Below are 16,537 nucleotides of genomic sequence, written 5' to 3' on the forward strand. Positions count from 1 at the left end.
TGGGGTTCCGCAACCTGACCAACTACATCGCCAGATCACTACTCGAGACCGGCGGCTTCAAACCGCAACTACACCCTCGATCGTGAAGAGCCGGTAACCAGGGAAGGGCGGTCGGCTTCTTGGGGACGGCGGCAAGGTCGTCCAGGCGCGCGGAGGCGGTCGAGTCGGCGGCATCGCGTCCGTACGGGCGGGACACGCTAATTGACCTCACACGTACGCTGAATGATGAGGTGTAATGAGTGGGCCAGGGCGATCACGCATCCGGTGCGTCGTTCAAAACGGCGATCGCAGACTTCAAGGAGGCCGCCTTCTCCGGGCATGGTGCAGGGAACCGGCACGGGAGACCTCCCGCGTATTCAGATCCACACGCCTGAGGGTCGGGTTGTAAAAATATTCTGGAGGCGGTGACGTGCGGGTTCCGGCCAGGAACAGGTTACTGATGTCGAAATCGGACATCGCTGCCAGCAGGGTGGCGGGTTCGCATGACGCCCTTTCCTGGGTGTGGGTGATCCCGCTTCCGGCTGGAGGGTTCCGGGTCCGGGCCTTTGAGGTAGGGCGTGATCTGATAGACGCCGACGCCTGCTTCTATGACGATGACATGTCCATCGTGCATGACGAGATCATCCCGTCCATCGACGATATTGATGACTCGATAAGGCGCTCGGGTGTAGATCCGGACGATTTGGATGCGCCATGGAAGTGCGGTTTCCCGGTTTGAAGCTTCCTGTTCTAGACGTTGTTCACGTGACCTACGATGGGCCTGTGTGATGAAAACGGGTGGCCTGCAAGTTCTTGGTCTTCGGATTCCGCCTGCGCTGGAGGTGCTGCTCAGGGAGGATAGGTGGATTCCTCCGGCGGGTGATCAGGTATTCTTGGAGATCTTCGGGGAACGGCCTGAGGATGTTCATTTTTTCGATCTTTCCGAACTGCTGCGCTGTAACGAGCTTTGGCGGGAGCTCGAACCATTTGACATATTCTGGAAACCGGAAGAAGGTGGTAGCCTCGGTATCGACCTCCGGCGTTCGGTTCTAATCGGCGTCCTGGGAACCGACATGCCGTTCGTCTTGGACTATCGGGAGTCGGATATGGTACCGCGGGTGCTTTACCTCGCCAGCTCGGATGGTTTCGCATGGGTACAAGTTGCTTCTGACGTCGACGACCTAATCCGCCGACTCTACGGGTGAAGTCCGTCCGGTCCTACTGAGTGCGTGTTTGAAAGTTGATCTCGGTCGGTGCGTATGTGCGATGTCGTGTGCCGCTTCGTGTAGGTGGCGCGGTGGCTCGGACATCGTGCTGTCCCTCTGGCTGCCCGACGATGAGTGCGCGCTGGTGGAACCGCCGTTGCCCCCGGCCAGCAGTGGGGGCTGGAGCACTCGCGGCGCGGGATCGTAGACGCGGTGCTGTTTGTGGTGCGCCCCGGTCGCGCCTGGCGGCAGTTGCTTGCCGGCTTTCCGCCGTTTGTGTGGAACCTGATCTGATGTGTCAAGCAGGCCGGGTTGGTGTGACGCGGCTGCAGTCTCGGCTGATCTTGTGTCTGTGGATCTCATCGCAACTGTTCGTGAAACCAGTCGCGTTGGCCCAGGTGCTGGAAGCCGAGCGTGATGCGCTGAAGGTGCTGTTGGCCACCAATTCGATGCCTGATCTGGTGGTTGTCGATGGCCGCGGGTATGAGCACGGGGTTCATCGCGCTAGGCCATCCGATGGCGGCCGCGGAACTTGCAACGGTGATGGCCGGCGAAGCAATCACCCCCGGGCTGGACGAGGTAGCTGGGTCTCGTTTCTTCGAGTTGGATGTGGCGGGGCTCGAGGAGCGAACGGGAAATATGTTGTTCGACTTTCACTTTGACCACGGTGCCGGCAAAGACGATTGTCCGGTGCAGGTTTCGGCGAGTCCGATCCGTTCGTGCGTAGGAGTGGAGGGGCAGGACGGGCGGTGGGGCAGGGGCGCTCGCGGGAATGGGGGGCCGCGCGGATCGCAGGGCTGGCGCAGTGCACGGCGGCTGGAGCCGGACGGGCGTAAAGGCGAGCGGCGTCGGCAGCGGGGCAATGGTCGCATGTGACGCGGACCGGCGTAGGGCCCGTGGCGGACGTCGGCATCGACGGGTGGTCTCGGCGGCGTGTAACGACGTCGAGGCCGGGCCACGAGGAGCCGGTGGGAGCGGCCTGGACGCCCTGGCCCTTGTTCATGCGGCGCGGTGGGGTTGTCGTCCGCCGCATGGCCAAGCGTGCCGCAGGTCAACGAAGGTGGCGCGGCTGGTGAGAGCCCGTGGTCTGGGTGCTGCGCACGTATCGGGGGCCCTGCTCGTCGCGCACGTCCCTGGCTCTGCTCGTCGCAGACGGGACTGGAATGGGCCGAGACGGGTTAGGGCAGGTCGAGGGTGCCGTTCTTGACTTGGGCTGCGAACGCTTGCCAGGCGGAGTGGCCGAAGATCAGTCTTGGGCCGTCCGGGTTCTTGGAGTCCCGCACTGCTACGGCCGTCGCCAAGTCCGCCACCTCGACGCACGCATCCCCGGTATCCGTACTGCGACGGCTCTTACGCCAAGTAGCAGCACGCACGATCGGCGCCACCTCGACGCACCGGTGACCCGTGTCAGTGCTGTAACTACTCTTCCGCCACCCCGATGGAACCAACGCGACCTCGACGCACTGATCACCAGTGTGAGTGCTGCGAAGGCTCTTGCGCCATTGCACAGCCTGCGGGTGCTTTGTGCTCATAGGCTCTCCAAGATCGACCGGAGGAGGTTCAGGGAGTCCTCAGCGGTCATCGCTGAAGCCCTGATCAAATCGAAACGTACCCTATACTTCCGGACAACCGAAGGGTGATCGACGAGCTGGCCACCGACGTGACCCTCGACGCGCACGGCATCGGAATCGTCCTCAAAACCGAGGACCATGAACGCGCCGGGCAATCCCGCGTAGGCACCCTCTGCGGTTGGGACGATCTGGATCGTGACGTGATACAGCTCCGTCAGGTCGATGAGGTGCTGGATCTGTTCTTTCATCACCTCCGGGTCTCCGATCGGGCGACGAATAGCGCCTTCGTCGAAGATCGCGACCACGTGGGGTGGGTTCTCCCGCTTGAGGAGCTCCTGTCGTTCCATTCGAGTTGCGACTAGCTGGTCAACGTGGCGGACGTCTTCCCCTGCTTGAGCACCTCGCGTGCGTACGCCGGTGTCTGGAACAGCCCCGTGATGACCATGGTCTCGAAGATGTAGATCACCTCGGCCACTCGTTCCCGTGCGATGAAGTCAGGGAAGCCAGGGGGCAGGACGGCGAGGCGGCCGAAGTCTCGGATCCACTCCCAGATGCGGTAGAACGATCCGTTCGTCTTGAAGAAGGTGTCGCAGGCTCGGGCGAAGTCGTCGGAAGGGGCCGAATTGCCCGATTCGATCTGGCCGATCCACTGCGGGGTGAAGCCGAGCCTCTCGGCGAACTGCGGTCGGGACAAGTCGGACGCTTCGCGATAAGCCCGGAGTTCTGTGCCGAAGTACTCGGCGGGCGAGGACGGGACGCCGGGGTCGCGCGGGCGACGGGGCATGGGAGCCTCCAGGATTCGAAAGCGCTGCGGCTTTCCGACCGCACGCGGGGGGGTTTCTTTCTCCGGGCTTCTTGCTCTTCCAGAAGATAACGCGATCACAGGAAGATTGGGAGCGGTAACGGAGAGAAATCACGGCGAAAGTTCAAACGATCATGGATACGCCCGTCAACCCCACTGACCAGGCGTTGGCCCGACTCCGCGAGGACTTCCAGGGTCATCGAATCTGGCGCGCGACACGCCACGACGGAAAGCTCGGCGATTGGGTCGCCACTCTGCACGACCCTAAGGCCGGGGTAGATCCGACCGTTGTACGTAACACGGAAGAAGAGCTTCGTAAGGCGCTCGCTGACGAACTCAGTCGCGCGTCCGGCAAAGAGATGTTCGAACCCAGTCAGTGGGTGCGTTGGTAATGCGATGGATCGAATCGAAGAATCTGAACGCCGGCGCCCCAAATTCTTCCATTTCGGTGCATCTTGACCGACTTGCGCAGGAAGTCATCCGGGAAGGCTGGAAGGCCGTTGCGCGCTACGACGGCCCGTGCCCGCTTCTACGCGTGTTCGACCCCGCCGTCCCGGACTTCGGGGAGAGCATCACTCTCGTCCCCGGAACGGCGTCCGACATCTGGTGGTACCGGTCGAGCACCGGCGAGGACCTGGCTCCGCACACCAAGCCCATGCGCGCGGCCGAGCGGATCACCCGCATTCTTGTTCCGTACGTGACGGCCGCCCTCGCCGCGCAGAGCCACCAGCGGGAGACGGCGGGCGAACCGCGTCCCGCGCCCCGGCCTCACCCGGACCAGCCTTACGCGGCGACGGTCGCCGACTTGCAGGATCGCTCCGGAGTCATCTGCTGGTGGGGCACCCACACCGAGGAGTGGTGGGCACTCATCCCCGGCGGGACGCGGTGGAGGATCGTCAACGCCCCGACCCGGAAACCCTCATCCAGACCATCTTCAAGGCCCGCTTCCGTCGCTGACCCTCAAACCGCCGCGCGGCCGGGGCGGCCACCCGTCCCCGCCGCGCGGTCGATACTTCGGGCTCTTCTTGACGGTGCATTGGCGCGGGGCGCGGGGGCGCGTCAGGATGCTGGGGTGACTTTGCCGCCTGGTTCGTCGTCGCCTGCTGTGCCGCCCTATCGAAGGGGGACCGGGTTTCCGCCGGGGGCCGGCCGTGGTGGGGAGCGGTTCGTGCTGCCGGGGCCCTGGTATCGGATTCAGGCCGTCCCGGCGCCGCAGCGGGAGGCGTCGGCCGAGTGGGACTTTGTGAGTGTGCTGCCCGCGGCGTTGTCGGCGGCGCGGTTGCGGCGGCCGTTCGTTGTGGGGTGGTTGTCGGCGGGCTCCGGTGCGCCGCTGCAGCTGATCACTAACGCTGGGCCCATCGGGACGCCGGAGGCGAACGCCGAGACCCATGGGCTCCTGTTCCCCAGCGGGGGTCGTGGGGTGCCCGTTGGGGACGGGTGGTTGCGCCAGGCCGAGCGGATGGTCTGGACGCGGTGTCCCGGGCGGTTGGCGCCGCAGGGGGCCGGGGGCGGTCCCGGGCTGTTCGAGGCGACGCTCGTCACGTTGATGGAGCGGCCCTTCGGGTGGTTCGTGGTCGCTGATCCGTGCGATGAGCGGCTGATCGATGACGAGGTGCGGGAACTGCAGCACGAGCTCCGGATGCTGCGGCGTGGGGAGGACGAGCAGTCGAGGCTCGCCGTCTCCCGGGCCGATCAGCGGCTCGCGGAGCTGGACGCGTTCCGCGAGGCGGGGCTGTGGCAGGTGCGGGTCGTCGCCGGTGCCGCCTCGCAGGAGGAGCTCGGGCAGATCGCGCCGGTGCTCGTCGGGTCGATGGAGTTGGGGCACCATCCGTATCGGCTGCGGTCGGGGCAGGGGAGCGGGTCGTTCAGCGAGATGCTCAGCCCCGGGGCGGAGCCGGCGCCGGTACGGCCGATGGGGGAGTCGGAGCAGCGGTTCCCGTTCGTCGCGACGGCGGGGGCGCTCGCGGCGCTGGCCGGGCTGCCGCGCAGAGAGGTGCCGGGGCTGCGCGTGCTGGAGGCCGGGTACTTCGACGTCACCTCCGAGACCACACCGCAGACGGGTGAACCGCAGATCGAGCTGGGCGCCATCCTCGACGGGCAGGACCGGGAGGTCGGGCGGTTCACCGTGCCCCGCTCGACCATCAACCGGCACGTGTTCGTCACCGGGGCGACGGGCGCCGGCAAGTCGCAGACCGTCCGGCATCTGCTGGAGCAGCTGACCCGCGCGGGCATCCCGTGGCTGGCGATCGAGCCCGCCAAGTCGGAGTACGCGGCGATGGCGGGACGCATCCAGGACCTCGGCGGGCCGGTGACGGTCGTCAACCCGTCCGACCCGGACTCGGTGCCCCTGTCGGTGAACCCGCTCGCGCCCGAGCCCGGCTACCCCGTCCAGGCGCACATCGACATGGTGCGGGCGCTGTTCCAGGCCGCGTTCGACGCCGAGGAACCGTTCCCGCAGATCATGGCGCAGGCACTCCAGCGCGTCTACGAGAACAACGGGTGGGACGTCGTGACGGGCGCGGGCGTGCCGGGTTCGCTGATCGAGCCGGCCGTCCCGACGCTGGAGCAGCTCCAGAACGCGGCGCTCCAGGTCATCCAGGACGTCGGCTACGGGCGCGAGCTGATGGCCGACGTGCAGGGGTTCGTCGACGTCCGGCTGAGGTCATTGCGCATCGGGTCGGCGGGACGGTTCTTCGAAGGCGGGCACCCGGCCGACATCGGCGGGATGCTCCGCGACAACATCGTGCTCGCCATCGAGGACGTCGCCAACGACGAGGACAAGGCGTTCCTCATGGGGACGCTCATCATCCGCGTCGTCGAGCATCTGCGGATGCGCGAGCGTAAGCGCGACCGGGCGGCGGGGTCCGCGCTGCGGCACGTCATCGTCATCGAGGAGGCGCACCGGCTGCTCCGCAACCGCGGCCCCGAACGCGGCAGTTCGCACGCGGTCGAGCTGTTCGCCGGGCTGCTCGCGGAGATCCGCGCGTACGGCGAGGGCATCATCGTCGCCGAGCAGATCCCGACGAAACTCGTCCCGGACGTCATCAAGAACACCGCGCTGAAGGTCGTGCACCGGCTGCCCGCCTACGACGACCGGCACCAGGTCGGCGCGGCGATGAACCTGGACGACGACCAGTCCCGCGAGGTGGTGTCGCTGCGCCCCGGCGTCGCGGCCGTGTTCGCGGACGGCATGGACCGGCCGCTACGGGTCCGGGTGCCGCTGGGGGAGGGGCGCGAGGCGGAGCTGCCCGGCCCGCCGCCGCCCGTGGACGGGCGCCGGTCCGCCGCCTGCGGCTGCGAATGCCGGTCGGGACGCGCGTGCACGCTGTTCGAGCTGCGCGAGGCCGACCTCATCGCCGGCGGCCCCGACTGGGCGTGGCTGCGGCTGTGGGCCGACACGCTGGTCCTGGCGCACGTCGTGAACCGGCCGCTGCCCGCCGTGCCGCCCGAGCTGGCGCGGGCCTGGTCGCGGCTGGCGCCGCGGCTCCGCGAGTGCGCGCTCGCGACCGTCCTCGAACGGGCCGTGACGCGGCGGTCCCGGTCGCTGCGCGCCGCGTACCCGCCGTCCGACCTGACCGCCGCGGTCGCGGACGTCGCCGGGCGCCTGCTCGGCGGCGCGGCGCCCGGCGGCGCGCCCGGCCCGCAGTGGATGATCCCGCAGGTCAAATGGCTGCACGAGCTCGACCGCCTGTTCCCCTACGGCGGCGGCGTCCCCGACAAGCACACGGTCGCGCCGCCGCTCGACTACCCGCTGCCCGGCCTCAAGCAGCCGCCGGACGCCAAGCTCGGCCACCGCCTGCGCGCCCTGCGCCGCCACCCGCTGTCGATGGAACTGGCCCGCAACCGCCCCATCGCGCTCACCGCCCTCTACGGCGACGACGACCAGTCCGGCTTCTACCAGGACCTCGCCGTCGTCGCGCTCGGCTTCGAGGAGGACGAGCAGATCGACCACGTCGCCGCGACGATGCGCGTCACCGAATGGCTCGAACCCGTCCTGAGCTGGTTCGACCGCTTCGTCGAACCCTTCGAGGACCCGTCCAAGGGACTCCCCTTCCTCGGCCGGCCCGGCGACCCCGAGTGACGTGACCGGCTGTGGCCATACGGCCACGGATCGGCGCTAATTCACGTAATGGCGACATGATCAGGATAATTTCGTCGCCATGACCGTGGAGCAGGCGACGACCGGCGCCGCGCCGTTCTTCTACCATGCGCAGCCGGTCGCCGAGACGTCCCGGCAGCCGATGCAGAACACCACCCGGTACCTGTGCGCCGCCGTGTACCTGGACAAGCGCATCGGCGACCGCGTCATCGCCGAGTTCCTCGACGACGAGAACCGCGCCGTCGCCCCGTCCTACGGGTTCGACGTGGAGCCGGTGCTGCTGCACGCGCTGCGGGCGCGCCGCTACCGGCTCGTCCGCGACCTGGTGCTCTGCGGCGTCTGGCTGGGTTCGCTCATTTTCCTGCCGGCCCTCACCATCGCCTACTTCTACCTCCTGGCGGTGCTGGCCGGCTTCACCGCGGTCCCGTGGCGGCAGCTCACCTGGGGGTGGCGGCTGGTCGCCGGGTCGGCCGGGGCCGTCCTGTTCGCCTGGATGGTCTTCGGCGTCGTGTACGCGACCAGGACCGCGCAGGTGATCGACAGCTCCGGCTACACCCCCTACGAGCAGGAGGAGAGCAAGGGGCCGCTGGAGATGCTCCAGACGGACCTCGCCTTCCCCAGCCTCATCCTGCTCACCATGGCGCTGGGGCTGACGGTCGTCGCCCACCTCGCCGTCGTCCACGGCGTCCTGGCGCGCGACCTCGCGCCCGGTGCCGCCGGGCCGCCGCCGCGCACGTTCAGCGACCGCGTGACGCGGGTGCTCGCCCGGATCCGGTCCGCGCAGCGCGGCAACGTGACCCTGCACTCGGGGACGAACCCGTTCATCGGCGCGGGCGACCTCTCCTCCCCCTGGGCGCGCGCCTGGTCGATCGTGCTGGAACTCGACCGTCCCGCCGCCGGGCCGGCCGACCTCCGCAAGGGCGGCGACGCCGAACCGCCCTCGGTCGACCCGATGGTGATGCACCTTCGGGTGCGCGACCGGCTGCACGCCATGCGGGACGAGCGGCCGCCCGGCGAGCCCGCCGCCGACCCGCTGCCGCCGAACGAGCGGATCACCGCGCTCCTCACCGGCATGCACATCGCCGCGCGCGGGGAGAGCGTCCGGCGGACCCGCCCGCCCGGCCCCGCGGACGCCGTCACGATGCCGCCGCACCCGCTGATCGACCCGGCGACCGGATACCCCTTCTCCATGGCCTCCCCGGACGCCGCCGAGGCGCTCATCCGGCACCCGCAGTCGCACATCCGCTGCTTCCAGCGCGTCACCGTCGGCGCCCACGGCCGGGCCGCCATCGGACGGGACGGGCGGATCGTCGCGCCCGCCGAGGAGCAGGACATCTCCCTCACCGCCTTCGTGTACCTGGCGGTCGAGGGCCGGATGCTGTACGGGCACTTCGCCGCGACCGTCCTGCCGCCGGTCCGGCGGGAGTTCCGCGTCGTGGACTTGGCGCCCACCTGGGGCACCGGAGGCCAGGTACTCCGCGCGTTCGTCCACGGCCGGCGCGGCCTGCTGCGCGCCATGGTGCTGCCGCAGGTCCGGGTGGTCGCGACCGGCTGGGCGGTGCTGCGCAGCCTGTTCGCGGCGGCGGCCGCGCACACCTCCGCGCAGCGGCTGGTGCACGACTACGGCGCGCGGATCAGCATCCGGGAGCTGTGCGCCGCCGACGAGTTCGACACCTACGTCCAGGAGATGGACGCCGACAAGTACACGCGGCTGATCGAGTGGCGCGTCAACGAGGCGCTGCTCGACTACCTGGGCGACGAGTGCGGGCTGGACGTGTCGGCGTACCGGTCCCAGGCCGGCGTCATCATGAACGAGGGCGTCATCATGACCGGCGGCACCGTCAACGGGCAGGTCGCCGGGGGGCGGCGCGTCGAGCAGCGGCAGCAGGGCGGTTCACGCCGCATCAACCCATGACCCATCCGGAGGCGCGAATGAGCGGGCACGGTGACCGGGGCATCAGGATCGGCGGCAACGCCAACGTCTCCGGGCAGATCGCGACGGGCGACAACGTGACGCAGAACCAGCAGATCGACGCCGGGCCGCCGAGTGACGTCGCGGACGCCCTCGCCCGTCTGGAGCGGCTGCTGGAGGCGCATGCCGGCGACCTCGACGAGCCCGCGCGGGCGCGCCGCGACCTCGCCGACGTCCGCGAGGAGGCCGGCTCCGACGACCCCGACACCGAGCGCATGGAGGGCGCGCTCGCGCGGCTCGGCCGCCGCGTCGCCGGTGTGGCGGTGCTGGCCGAGGCCGTCCGGGCGCTCGGCGCGGCCCTCGGGGTCGGGTGAGCCGTCAGATGTCGCTCTCGGTGCGGGACGGCAGGCCGGCCCGCTCGGCGATCGGCGTCCAGTAGCCGATGAACTCGCCCTTGGCGTTGCTGGCGCGCGAGTTGACGTCCGAGACCTCCTCGTCGGACGGGCAGCCGGGCGCGACGTCCAGGTAGCGCTGGTTCGACTCGGTCGACGCCTCCAGCGCGCGGACGAGCGCGTCCTTCATCTCGGCGCCGTTGTCGAGCGCGCTCACGTCCAGCTCGCGCGCCTTCTCCAGCTGGCCGCGGCGCTGGTCCAGGATGCGCTGCAGGCCGTCGACCGGGCAGCCCTCCTCGACGACCCCGCCGAGGGCCGAACGGGTGCCGCCCATCTCGTCCAGCAGCGTGTTCACCGCCCCGGCCTGCGCGTCGAAGTCGCCGGTGTCCCCGGTCTCCTCGGTGCCCCCGGTCTCGGACATCGCACCGCTCGGCGCCGCGGACGGCTGCACCGCCGCCGGCGACGCCTCCGGGCTTCCCGACCCGCTCGGCCAGAACACGATCCCGAGCGCCACCCCGATGAGCAGGACGGCGCCGGCCGCGGCCAGGAAGTACGGGAGCCTGCTCTTGCGCGGCGGCGCCGGAGGCTGCCAGATCGCCGGCTCCGCCCACGGCTCGGGGGAGAGCGGGATCGACCTCTCCTCCGACGGCGGCATCGGCGTCGTGTAGTCGGCCGCCGGCTCCCACGGGGTGGGGGCCTGCCCGGCCCAGGGCGGCGGCAGCGGTTCGCGGGGGACGGGCACGTCCGCGCCTTGCGGGTCGCGGGCCGTCGCGTCGCCGTCCGGCGGCAGCGGCGCGTTGCACCGCATGCATGCGGGCGAGGACGACGACGTGTCGGTCCCGCAGTTCGGACACCGCATGACGGCCCCCTGCCCCCGTGAGTTCGAACGGTCACAACATAACGCGCGACCGCGCGGCTACGGGTGGTGCGCAAGGGTGGAAACCCGGCCGTATTCGGCCTTCACCCCCGCTTCTGCTCCCGCCGCTACACCCGCTTCCAGCTGCGCTGCGGCTGGTCGGTCTTCTTCGCGACGGGGTTCCACAGGACGACGAACTGCTTCTTCGCCGACGTCGCCCGCCGCTCCTGCGCCGCGCGGCCCGGCACCTGGGCGGCGCTCGGCTTCGGCTTGCCGTGGCAGTTGCGCTGGTTCGCCTGCGCCCACCGCAGCAGCACCATGTCGACCTGCAGCGACGCCGTCAGCGCCTCGGACAGCGTGCCGCGCAGCTGCTCGCCCTTCGCGAGCTTGTCGACCTTGAGCTCCTTGGTGCGGCGCAGCTGGTTCTGGCGGCGCTGCGCGACCGTCTGGAACCCCTGGATCGCCTTCGGCAGCGTCTTGCACTTGCCGGCCCGGCCGAGCGCCCCGGCGAGGATCCGGCGGGTGTCGACGCTGTCGTCGAGGATCTTGTTCAGGACCTCGGCCTGCTGCTTGGTCTCCGGCGGGATCGCGTTCTTCTGCGCGACCTGCTTGCTGGACGGCGTCGCGGTCGGCTGCGTGCCGGCCGACGAGTCGTCACCGGACGGCCACGCGACGAACACCACGGCGCCGACGGCGACGGTGACGAGCGCGGTGACCGCGGCGACGAGCGGCTTGCTCGTCCCGCCGCTCTTCGGGCCCTGCTGCGGCGGCGGGAAGCCGCCGTACCCGGGGCCGCCGGGCCCCATCGCGCCCATGGGGGCCGCCATGCCGGGCTGCCCCATCGGCGCGCCCATCGGCGTGCCCATCGGCGGGGCGCCCATGGGGGAGCCGGGGTCCATGCGCGTCTGGTCGAAGTCGCCGCCGAATCCCTGGGCACCGCCGCCGAATCCCTGGGCACCGGGGTTCATCGGGCCGGGGGCGAGCTGCGTCGCGTCCATGTCGGACGCGGCGGCGGGCAGCGCCGGCGGCATCCCGCCCTGCACGGCGGGCGGCTGGGCGGCGCCGCCCTGCTGCCCCCACACCTGGGTGGCGTCCGCGTCCGCGCCCTCCGGCTTGCGCGGCTGCGCGAACCACGACTCCGGGACGATCGACTCCGCCGGCGCGGGCTGCTCGGCGAGGCCGAACGGGTTGGCCGGGGCGTCCCCGGCGGCGGGCAGCGCGGGCTTCTCGTCCGCGGGCTGCGCGTTGCCCCAGGCGGGCGGCGGCGGGACGGTGCCGTAGGCGCCCGAGTCCTCGTCCGGGTTGAACGTCCAGGCCGCGGTGTCCTCGGGGTCGACGGGCCGCAGCGGGGACGCCGGCGTCGCCGCCTGCGGCTCGGCCGACAGCTGCAGCGGCGGCTGCGCCGGGGGCTCGGGCGCCGTGGACGAGGGGCCCTGCGCCGGCGGCTGGGGCGCGGTCGGGGACGCCGGCTGCCGGGGCGGCATCGCGAGGTCCGGCGCCGCGGGCTGCTGCGCGCCCGAGGCCCAGGAGGGCGTGGGCGGCGGCACCATCATCGTCCGGTCGCCGAGGGCGTCGGCGGTCCCCGTGCCCGGGGAGGAGCCCGGGGAGGAGCCCGGGGAGGAGTCGGCGACGGGCGCCGCCAGCGGGACGGAGGGCCCGACCGAGTACACGTCGATGGGCGCCGCGCAGTGCGAACACTTGCCCAGCGTCCCGGGCGTGTCATTACCGCACGTCGGACACTGCATCGCTCAGACCTCGCCTTATCGCCGCTTTGCCACGCCTTGCGGTCCTGGCCCGCCGGCCGGGACGGGCACCGCCTCCCCGCGAACCAGCAGGGCTCCCGACAAAAGTAGTGGGTGCCGCCGTTCTCGGATGCGTGGACGGAAATCTGGCACACCGCAGTCGGAGGTCGCACCGAATCACGACATGTCGGTACAGGTCAAGATTGCCGCGGGCGGTTTACCTGACCGGCTGTGATGATGCTCACATTGTGCACCCTCGCGGCCGGGTACGTCCCCGAACCCGCCGGTGCGCCCCGCAACGCGCCCGGAGCGGTGCCCTCAGCGGCTAGGCTCGGAGCGGTTTCCCGGCGCATCCAGAGAAGACGGAGTCCATGAGCGATCTTCCGCTGCGTTCGCAGCTGGCCGTCGCGCTCGGTCGTACGGCCGCCAAGATGTCCCGAATGGCGGGCCGCGGGGACGGCTCGGTGATCGGCGGGCGGGTCGGCCTCCGGCTCGATCCCGAGCTGCTGACCAGGCTCGCCAAGGACCGCAAGCTCGTCCTCGTCAGCGCCACCAACGGCAAGACGACGACGACCCGGCTGATCACCTCGGCGATGACGCCGCTCGGGGAGGTCGCCACGAACGCGTTCGGCGCGAACATGCCGACCGGGCACGTGTCCGCGCTCGCGTCGGCGCCGTCCGCCCGCTACGGCGTGCTGGAGTGCGACGAGAAGTACGTCCCGATGGTCCTGAAGGAGACCGGGGCGAACGTCGTCGCGCTGATGAACCTGAGCCGCGACCAGATGGACCGCGCCGCCGAGATCTGGCTGCTGGCCGGCAAGTGGCGCCGCGCCTTGGAGGCGTCCCCCACCAGCCACGTCGTCGCCAACTGCGACGACCCCCTCGTCACCTGGGGCGCGTCCACCGCCAAGAGCGTCACGTGGGTCGCCGCCGGGCAGCACTGGCGCGAGGACTCCTGGTGCTGCCCCGAGTGCGGCGGCCCCCTCGACCGGCAGGACACCGACGAGGACAGCGACTGGGCCTGCCGCCAGTGCCACTTCCGCCGCCCCCGCCCCGACTGGACGCTGAAGGGCGAGGTGGTCACCGCCCCCGACGGCCGGACGTTCCCGCTCACCGGGCTGTCCCTGCCGGGCCGCGCGAACCGCTCGAACGCGCTCATCGCGCTGGCGGTCGTCGCGCAGTTCGGCGTCCCGCCCGAGCAGGCCCTCCCGCTGCTGTCGCAGGTCACGTCCGTGGCCGGCCGGTACACGACGGTCGAGCACGAGGGGCGCTCGATCCGGCTGCTGCTGTCGAAGAACCCGGCCGGCTGGCTGGAGGCGTTCGACGTCCTGCGGCCCGCGCCGGGCCCGGTCGCGCTGTCGATCAACGCCCAGGGGCCGGACGGCCGCGACACGTCCTGGCTGTGGGACGTCGACTACCGCATCCTGCGGGGCCGCCCCGTCTGGGTGACCGGCGAGCGCCGCATCGACCTCGCGGCCCGGCTGGAGGCCGCCGAGGTGACCTTCACCGTCGTGGACGACATCGACCAGGCGGTCATGGCCGTCCCGCCCGGGCACCTCGACGTGATCGCCAACTACACCGCCTTCCAGAACATCCGAACGAGGTACGGCCGTGTCGTCTGACCGAATCAAGATCGTCTGGATCTACCCGGACCTGCTCAGCACCTACGGCGACCAGGGCAACACGATCGTCCTGGAGCGGCGGGCGTCGCTGCGCGGCATCCCGACCGAGACCGTGCACCTGCGCTCGGACGAGCCCGTCCCCGCCGACGGCGACATCTACCTGCTCGGCGGCGGCGAGGACCGGCCGCAGATCCTCGCGGCGCAGCGGCTGCGGGGCGACGGGGGCCTCGCCCGCGCCGTCCAGTCGGGCGCGGTCGTGTTCGCGGTCTGCGCCGGCTACCAGCTGCTCGGCCACGAGTTCGGCGGCGAGGAGGGCCAGCCGGTCGCGGGCCTCGGCCTGCTCGACATCACCTCCGGACGCGGCGAGCAGCGCGCCGTCGGCGAGATCGTCGGCGACGTGGCGGCCGAGCTGAACGTGCCCCGGATCACCGGCTTCGAGAACCACCAGGGCGTGACGCGGCTCGGCCCGAACGCGCGCCCGTTCGCGAAGGTCGTGCACGGCATCGGCAACGGCGACGGGTTCGAGGGCGCCTACAGCGGGCGCGTCCTCGGCACCTACATGCACGGGCCCGCGCTGGTCCGCAACCCGGGCCTCGCCGACCTGCTGCTGCGCTGGGCGGTCGGGAGCGAGCTGCAGCCGCTGGACGACTCCTGGGCCGGCCGCCTCCGCGAGGAGCGCCTGAAGGCCGTCGTCGGCTGAGCCGCTGGCGGGCCACTTTGGGTCTGTTCGGACGGCCGCCGCGGTGCCACCGTGGCGATCATGATCTGCTGCCGGCCGAGCCGCCGAGCCCTCCTGCGCTGGAGCGCCATCGTCGCGGGCGCGTCGTTCCTTCCCGCGGCCCTTCCCGCGGCGGAGGCCGCTTCCGCCGACGCCGCGGCGAACGTCCAACCGGTGAACCTCGAACTGGTCACCGTCACCGAGACGACCGCCGTCCTGACCTGGTACACGGGCGTGCCGGGGACGGACGACGGGCTGGGCCGCATGGTGCCCGCCCCGTCCGACGCCGAGGTGCTCTACGGCACGCACCCTTCCCGGCTGACGTCCGTGGCGCACGGGCCGCCGGGGACCCCGTACCACTACGTCGAGCTGACCGGGCTGGAACCGGGCCGCACGTACTACTACAGGGCGCGTTCGGCGGGGCGTCCGGCGACGCCGACCTGGCTGGCGTTCGGCTCGGCGGCGGGCCGCCCCGAAGGGGACGTGTTCGCGTTCACGACCCCGCAGCCGCCGCCGGGCCGCCACCTCTTCTCCGTCGCCCTGTGCAATGACCTGCACCTCGGGGAAACGGTCGCGGGTCTCGTAGGGCAGCTTCCGTGGATCAAAGGCATTGAGCAGGTGCCGGGCCATCCGCCCTATCCGGAAGTGATGGCGAAAGCGCTGATAGCGGATGCCCGCAGCCGGGGCGCGTCATATCTCCTGGCCGCCGGAGACGTCTCCAGCGAGGCGGCCCCGATCGACCTCCAGAACGCCAAGAGCATCCTCGACACGTTCGGCGCCCTGGGCACCGACTATCTGGTGGCGCGCGGGAACCATGACCGCGCCCACTCGGGAGCGCCTTACGCGTCCTGCAGCGCCGGTGAGTGGCAGGGGAACGACTGCTTCAAGGACGCCTTCTTCCCGTCCGGCCGCACGTACTTCACGCACGACCTGCACGGGCTTCGCGTCATCGGCCTGGACACCTACGACAAGCCGGGCGACGGCGGCGACTCCGGGGGCCTTTCCGCGGACCAGCAGGCGTGGTTCGAATCGGAGCTGGCGAAGGACCCCGACCGGCCCACCATCGTCTTCGGCCACCACCCGCTCTTCACGGAGAACGACCCGCTCGCCATTACCGGGGCGCACTCTCTGGACGCGGGCCAATCCCTGCGGATCCTCGCCGCCTACAACCGCACACCCGGCGTCTTCCTGCACCATGCCGGCCACACGCACCGCAACCAGCGCTCGACGTTCCCGCTCGCGCCCCGGGTCGTCCAGCAGGAGGTAGGGGCGGTCAAGGAATACCCGGGCGGTTTCACACTTCTCCGCGTCCACACGGGCGGGTACGCGCTCAATTTCTACAAGACGCGCAGCGAAGAAGCGCGGGCCTGGAGCGAACGCAGCCGCCAGGAACTCGCCGGGCAATGGCCGCAGCTCTCCCTGGGGAACCGTCCGACCGACCGCAACACGGTCGTCACCCGCGACCTCTCCGGCTTGACCTCTCCGGCTTGACCTCTCCGGCCTGACTTCGCCGGCCTGACTTTCCGATGAGGGTGTGGCGGGGGGGGGGGGGGGGGCGGGGGGGGGGGGGGGGGGGGGGGGGGGGGGGGGGGGGTTGGGGGGGGGGGGGGGGGGGTGGGGGGGGGGGGGTGGGTGTGGG

Annotated in this window: 12 protein-coding genes and 1 pseudogene; 8 read left to right on the forward strand and 5 right to left on the reverse strand. The window is 70.8% G+C overall.

The window, feature by feature from the left end:
- The first annotated feature begins 439 nt into the window (after positions 1-439).
- Together ABTW95_RS29575 and ABTW95_RS29580 are read left to right on the forward strand one after the other, a co-directional pair.
- On the forward strand, positions 440-718 hold the full coding sequence (locus ABTW95_RS29575; RefSeq protein WP_396446003.1) for a hypothetical protein: 279 nt from the start codon (positions 440-442) through the stop codon (positions 716-718).
- 46 nt (positions 719-764) lie between these two features.
- Complete coding sequence (locus tag ABTW95_RS29580) at positions 765-1,184, forward strand: hypothetical protein (protein WP_396446004.1); 420 nt, start codon at positions 765-767, stop codon at positions 1,182-1,184.
- A 359-nt stretch (positions 1,185-1,543) separates the two neighbouring features.
- Here ABTW95_RS29580 and ABTW95_RS29585 read toward each other — a convergent pair whose 3' ends face one another.
- The 3 genes and pseudogenes from ABTW95_RS29585 to ABTW95_RS29595 form a co-directional block, all read right to left on the reverse strand.
- Positions 1,544-1,684 carry a hypothetical protein gene (locus ABTW95_RS29585; protein WP_396446005.1) on the reverse strand — a complete coding sequence of 47 codons (141 nt, stop codon included), beginning with the start codon at positions 1,682-1,684 and terminating at the stop codon, positions 1,544-1,546.
- A 678-nt stretch (positions 1,685-2,362) separates the two neighbouring features.
- Positions 2,363-2,716 (reverse strand): DUF397 domain-containing protein, encoded by a 354-nt coding sequence (locus ABTW95_RS29590; RefSeq protein ID WP_500227979.1) that lies wholly within the window; start codon positions 2,714-2,716, stop codon positions 2,363-2,365.
- A pseudogene (locus ABTW95_RS29595) lies at positions 2,713-3,539 on the reverse strand (helix-turn-helix domain-containing protein). The gene ABTW95_RS29590 and the pseudogene ABTW95_RS29595 overlap by 4 nt, the downstream one beginning before the upstream one ends.
- A 1,504-nt stretch (positions 3,540-5,043) precedes the next feature.
- On the opposite strand from ABTW95_RS29595, the gene ABTW95_RS29600 reads away from it, so the two are divergent.
- From ABTW95_RS29600 to ABTW95_RS29610, 3 genes are all read left to right on the forward strand, one after another.
- Positions 5,044-7,638: an ATP-binding protein gene (locus tag ABTW95_RS29600; protein WP_500227980.1), complete on the forward strand. Its 2,595-nt coding sequence runs from the start codon at positions 5,044-5,046 to the stop codon at positions 7,636-7,638.
- Positions 7,639-7,717: 79 nt separating this feature from the next.
- Positions 7,718-9,571 carry an AbeC-like domain-containing protein gene (locus ABTW95_RS29605; protein WP_396446010.1) on the forward strand — a complete coding sequence of 618 codons (1,854 nt, stop codon included), beginning with the start codon at positions 7,718-7,720 and terminating at the stop codon, positions 9,569-9,571.
- Between the two features lie 17 nt (positions 9,572-9,588).
- Complete coding sequence (locus ABTW95_RS29610) at positions 9,589-9,942, forward strand: DUF5955 family protein (protein ID WP_396446011.1); 354 nt, start codon at positions 9,589-9,591, stop codon at positions 9,940-9,942.
- Between the two features lie 4 nt (positions 9,943-9,946).
- Here ABTW95_RS29610 and ABTW95_RS29615 read toward each other — a convergent pair whose 3' ends face one another.
- Together ABTW95_RS29615 and ABTW95_RS29620 are read right to left on the reverse strand one after the other, a co-directional pair.
- Positions 9,947-10,768 carry a flagellar basal body-associated FliL family protein gene (locus ABTW95_RS29615; RefSeq protein ID WP_396446013.1) on the reverse strand — a complete coding sequence of 274 codons (822 nt, stop codon included), beginning with the start codon at positions 10,766-10,768 and terminating at the stop codon, positions 9,947-9,949.
- 176 nt (positions 10,769-10,944) lie between these two features.
- Positions 10,945-12,561 (reverse strand): hypothetical protein, encoded by a 1,617-nt coding sequence (locus ABTW95_RS29620; RefSeq protein ID WP_500227981.1) that lies wholly within the window; start codon positions 12,559-12,561, stop codon positions 10,945-10,947.
- A gap of 368 nt (positions 12,562-12,929) precedes the next feature.
- On the opposite strand from ABTW95_RS29620, the gene ABTW95_RS29625 reads away from it, so the two are divergent.
- From ABTW95_RS29625 to ABTW95_RS29635, 3 genes are read left to right on the forward strand one after another with little or no spacing between them, the layout of a single operon-like run.
- Positions 12,930-14,180 carry a Mur ligase family protein gene (locus tag ABTW95_RS29625; RefSeq protein WP_396446015.1) on the forward strand — a complete coding sequence of 417 codons (1,251 nt, stop codon included), beginning with the start codon at positions 12,930-12,932 and terminating at the stop codon, positions 14,178-14,180.
- Positions 14,170-14,880: a type 1 glutamine amidotransferase gene (locus ABTW95_RS29630; RefSeq protein ID WP_396446016.1), complete on the forward strand. Its 711-nt coding sequence runs from the start codon at positions 14,170-14,172 to the stop codon at positions 14,878-14,880. Before ABTW95_RS29625 ends, ABTW95_RS29630 begins: the two co-directional genes overlap by 11 nt.
- Before the next feature lie 60 nt (positions 14,881-14,940).
- Positions 14,941-16,389, forward strand: coding sequence for a purple acid phosphatase family protein (locus ABTW95_RS29635; protein ID WP_500228005.1), 1,449 nt, complete (start codon positions 14,941-14,943; stop codon positions 16,387-16,389).
- Positions 16,390-16,537 lie beyond the last annotated feature (148 nt).

The organism is Spirillospora sp. NPDC127506 (genome assembly GCF_040302145.1).
Classification (GTDB): domain Bacteria; phylum Actinomycetota; class Actinomycetes; order Streptosporangiales; family Streptosporangiaceae; genus Spirillospora.

Bases quoted from the DNA above. Each gene is read 5' to 3' on its own strand.
- ABTW95_RS29575 (WP_396446003.1), top strand. From the start codon at position 440: ATGTCGAAATCGGACATCGCTGCCAGCAGGGTGGCGGGTTCGCATGAC.
- ABTW95_RS29585 (WP_396446005.1), bottom strand. From the start codon at position 1,684: ATGAACCCCGTGCTCATACCCGCGGCCATCGACAACCACCAGATCAGG.
- ABTW95_RS29590 (WP_500227979.1), bottom strand. From the start codon at position 2,716: ATGAGCACAAAGCACCCGCAGGCTGTGCAATGGCGCAAGAGCCTTCGC.
- ABTW95_RS29605 (WP_396446010.1), top strand. From the start codon at position 7,718: ATGACCGTGGAGCAGGCGACGACCGGCGCCGCGCCGTTCTTCTACCAT.
- ABTW95_RS29610 (WP_396446011.1), top strand. From the start codon at position 9,589: ATGAGCGGGCACGGTGACCGGGGCATCAGGATCGGCGGCAACGCCAAC.
- ABTW95_RS29615 (WP_396446013.1), bottom strand. From the start codon at position 10,768: ATGCGGTGCAACGCGCCGCTGCCGCCGGACGGCGACGCGACGGCCCGC.
- ABTW95_RS29620 (WP_500227981.1), bottom strand. From the start codon at position 12,561: ATGCAGTGTCCGACGTGCGGTAATGACACGCCCGGGACGCTGGGCAAG.
- ABTW95_RS29625 (WP_396446015.1), top strand. From the start codon at position 12,930: ATGAGCGATCTTCCGCTGCGTTCGCAGCTGGCCGTCGCGCTCGGTCGT.
- ABTW95_RS29635 (WP_500228005.1), top strand. From the start codon at position 14,941: ATGATCTGCTGCCGGCCGAGCCGCCGAGCCCTCCTGCGCTGGAGCGCC.